Annotated in this window: 3 protein-coding genes; 1 reads left to right on the top strand and 2 read right to left on the bottom strand. The window is 71.4% G+C overall.

Annotated features, from left to right (window positions below; translation table 11 throughout):
• Positions 1–2 precede the first annotated feature (2 nt).
• Together HG543_RS52320 and HG543_RS52315 are read right to left on the bottom strand one after the other, a co-directional pair.
• Positions 3–953 (bottom strand): RluA family pseudouridine synthase, encoded by a 951-nt coding sequence (locus HG543_RS52320; RefSeq protein WP_169352468.1) that lies wholly within the window; start codon positions 951–953, stop codon positions 3–5.
• The gene (locus HG543_RS52315) at positions 950–2,092 is read right to left on the bottom strand and encodes a serine/threonine-protein kinase (protein ID WP_169352467.1); all 1,143 of its coding nucleotides are present in this window, start codon (positions 2,090–2,092) and stop codon (positions 950–952) included. Before HG543_RS52315 ends, HG543_RS52320 begins: the two co-directional genes overlap by 4 nt.
• Before the next feature lie 130 nt (positions 2,093–2,222).
• On the opposite strand from HG543_RS52315, the gene HG543_RS52310 reads away from it, so the two are divergent.
• Positions 2,223–3,654: serine/threonine protein kinase (locus HG543_RS52310; RefSeq protein WP_246357923.1), on the top strand; the 1,432-nt coding region annotated here is incomplete at its 3' end.

Raw genomic sequence — 3,654 nt, 5'->3', positions numbered from 1 at the left:
AATCAGCCCTGGCGCTCGCCGGGCGGCGGGGGCAGGCCCAGGCGCTCCAGCTCCGCGCGCAGCTCGGCGGGCAGGGGGCTCGTCACGCGGAGCTGACGCTGCGTCTGGGGGTGGGGGAGCGACAGCGAGCGGGCGTGCAGGAAGAAGCGGCCCAGGCCCGGCGCCTCGCGCCCGCCGTACAGCGTGTCACCGACGATGGGCGCGCCCACGCCGGCCAGGTGCGCGCGCACCTGGTGCAGCACGCCGGTGAGAATCTGCACCTCCACGAGGCTGTGCTCGCCGGTGCGCGAGAGCACCGTGAAGCGGGACACCGCCTCGCGGGCGTCCTCGGCCCCGTACGGCGCGGGCTCCACGCGGTCCGGGTGCCGCGGGTGGTGGCGCAGGGGCACGTCGATGTCGCCCTCGTCGGCCAATGGCCCCGTCACCAGCGCGAGGTAGCGCTTGTCCACCGAGCGCCCGCCGAAGGCCTCGCGCACGGTGGTCCACGCCTGCCGCGTGCGCGCCGCCACCAGCACGCCGGAGGTCTCCACGTCCAGCCGGTGGCAGAGGCCGCCCTCGCGCGGGTCCACGGAGGCCTGGGCGCACTCGGGGAAGCGCGCCACGAGCGCGTTGGCGACGGTGCCCGTCTCGCCGGGCTGCAGGGGGTGGGAGGGCCGGCCGGCGGGCTTGTCCACGAAGACGAGCTCCGAATCCTCGTGCAGCACGGTGAGGGGGAAGTCGGCGTCGGGCACCGCCTCGCGCGACTCGTCCTCCACCTCCACGGAGATGTTCTGCCCGGCCACCAGCGTCAGGCCCTTCTTCGCCACGCGGCCATTCACCTTCACGGCGCCGGCCTCGAAGAGGCGCTTGAGGCGCGCGCGCGACAGGCCCAGCGATTCACCGACGAAGAGGTCCACCCGCTGGCCCGCCTTGTCGCCGGCCACGGTGAGGGTGTGCAGCTTGGGAGGATTCACTCGGAAAGGGCCTCGTAGACTTCCTCGGCCGTCTGGAACCGGTCGTCCGGCTCCTTGCGGATGAGGCGGTGGGCCACGCGCGCCAGCTGCGGGTCCCCGTGGAGGTTCAATGCCAGCACCGGGGGCGGCTCCGTCTCCAGCACCTGGCGCCACAGCTCGTGCGGCGTCTTCGCGTCGAAGGGGGGCCGCCCGCTGAGCAGCTCATAGAGGATGACGCCGAGGCTGTACAGGTCGGAGCGGCCATCCAGCGGCTCGCCCAGAATCTGCTCCGGGGCCATGTACCGGTAGGTGCCCACCAGCTTGCCGGCCTCCGTAATCGCCACGTCGTCCGCGAGGAACTTGGCGAGCCCGAAGTCCATGAGCCGCACCTGCCGGTCCTCGTCCACCATGATGTTGGAGGGCTTGAGGTCGCGGTGCACCAGCCCGTGGCCGTGGATGTACGCCAGCGCCTCGCACACCTGGAGCATGGCGTCCTTGAGGCGGCCCATGCGCTCGGGGCGGTTGAGGTCCTCCACGCGCAGGACGCGGCCGCGCTCCTCGGGTTCGGGGTGCCTGGGCACGGGCGGGGGCACGTAGCTGTCCAGCGAGTCGTCGGAGCCGTACGCGGCCAGGGACATGCCACCGGACATCCCGCCGCCGGCGAAGCTGGCCAGGTCCTCGCTGGGGGCCTCGTCCGCGAAGGCGGCCAGGCCGAAGACGCGGTCGCCACCGTCCTCGGAGTCGGCCAGGGAGTCCGACTCGCTGCCGCTGCCGAAGTCATCGTCCGCGGTGCGCCGCACGGACAGCGGGCTGCGGGGCGTGTTGTAGCCGGTGGGGTGGGAGAGCAGGTCCTCGCTGCTCATGTCCAGGTAGTGCCGGAGGGTGAGCCCCTCGATGAGCTCCATGGCGAGGTAGGGCACGCCCTCGTGGACGCCGGACTCGAAGACCTTCACCACGTTGGGATGGGACAGGTCCGCGAGCGTCTCGAACTCGCGGGCGAGCCGGCGCGCGGCGCGAGCGTCCAACGCCGGGCCGCCCGAGAGCAGCTTCAGCGCGACCTCGTCGTTGGTGCGGCGGTCCAGGGCCCGATACACGGTCCCCGCCCCGCCACTGCCAAGCGTCTCCAGGACGCGGTAGGGACCAATGACCTTCAGGGGCATGGATGTGGGGATCCTACGGAGCGCGTCGGGTCAGGGTCAAACGCGATGTACGCCCGTCTGCCTGGAGTTGGGCAGTGCGACCGGCGGAGGGTTTTACTTTTCCACCAAACCTGGGAGAACCCGGATCCAAATGCAATTAGGGAAGTACCAGCTTGTCCGAAAGCTCGCCACGGGTGGCATGGCGGAGGTCTATCTCGCGAAGGCCGCGGGGCCGATGGGCTTCGAGAAGACGCTCGTGCTCAAGCGCATCCTTCCCCACCTGGCGGAGGACCCCACGTTCGTGGAGATGTTCCTGGGCGAGGCGAAGCTGGCCGCGCAGCTGGAGCACCCGAACGTCGTGCAGATCTTCGACTTCGGCGAGGCGGAGGGGAGCTACTTCCTGGCGATGGAGCTCATCGACGGGCCCAACCTGCGCAAGCTGGTGAAGCGCGCGCAGGTGGAGCCGCTGCCGCCGGCGCTGTGCGCGAAGCTGGTGGCGTTCGCCGCGGAGGGGCTGGCGTACGCGCACGACTTCCGGGACCCGGCGACGGGCGAGCTGATGGGATTGATTCACCGTGACGTGAGCCCGGACAACATCCTGGTGTCGCGGCAGGGCGCGGTGAAGGTGGTGGACTTCGGCATCGCGAAGGTGGCGGGGCAGAGCCACCGCACGCAGACGGGGGTGGTGAAGGGGAAGGTGGCGTACATGCCGCCCGAGCAGCTCCAGACGAAGCCGCTGGACCGGCGGGTGGACGTCTACGCGCTCGGCATCGTGCTGTACGAATTGCTCACGGGGAAGCGGCCGTTCGAGGCGACGACGGACGTGAGCGTGATGCAGGCCATCCTGTTCGAGACGTTCGTCCCCGCCACGCAGCGGCGGGCGGATTTGCCGGTGGCGCTGCAGCAGGTGCTGGACAAGGCGCTGGCGAAGGACCGGGAGAAGCGCTACACGGACTGCCGCGCGCTGCAGGCGGATTTGGAGCGGTTCATCCTCACCACCGGCGAGCCGGTGGGCGCGTACCAGATTGCCCAGTTCGTGGGGCAGTGGATGGCGGAGACGGGTGGGGCGACGCTGAGCGTGACACCGCAGGCGCAGGCGGTGGCGCAGCGGGTTCCGACAGGGCCGAAGGGTGGCACGTCGCCCAGGTCGATGGAGACGCCGCTGGACGCGGAGGTGAACCCGACGTCACCCACGACGCCGATGCCCATGGCGATGCCGTCCGGGGTGCGCTCGATGCCGGCGGTGCCGGAGCGGTCCACGTTGAGGGAGCGCGCGGTGGAGCCTCCCGTGGGGCGGCCGACGGTGCAGGAGCGGTCGGTGCCGGCTCCGTCGCGTGACAGGGGCGGAGCGCATGGGACGGGGGTGGGGAAGCGGGAGCGGGGCGAGTCGTGGAAGGCACCGCCGGCCGTCGTCATGGAGTCCACGGAGCCGCTGCCTGCTCTCCAGGCGGGGGCGGCTTCGGTGGACGAAGACGCGAAGGCGGACGCCGAGGATGCGGTGCATACGGGCAGCGGGGTGCTGACCGCGCCCCTGCCGCGGAAGCGTCACGGGCTCGTGGCGATGGCGGTGGGCGGAGGGCTGC

This window comes from Pyxidicoccus fallax, from assembly GCF_012933655.1.
Taxonomy (GTDB): Bacteria; Myxococcota; Myxococcia; order Myxococcales; family Myxococcaceae; genus Myxococcus; species Myxococcus fallax.
This window is presented reverse-complemented; position numbering and strand designations above follow the sequence as displayed.

Bases quoted from the DNA above. Each gene is read 5' to 3' on its own strand.
- HG543_RS52315 (WP_169352467.1), bottom strand. From the start codon at position 2,092: ATGCCCCTGAAGGTCATTGGTCCCTACCGCGTCCTGGAGACGCTTGGC.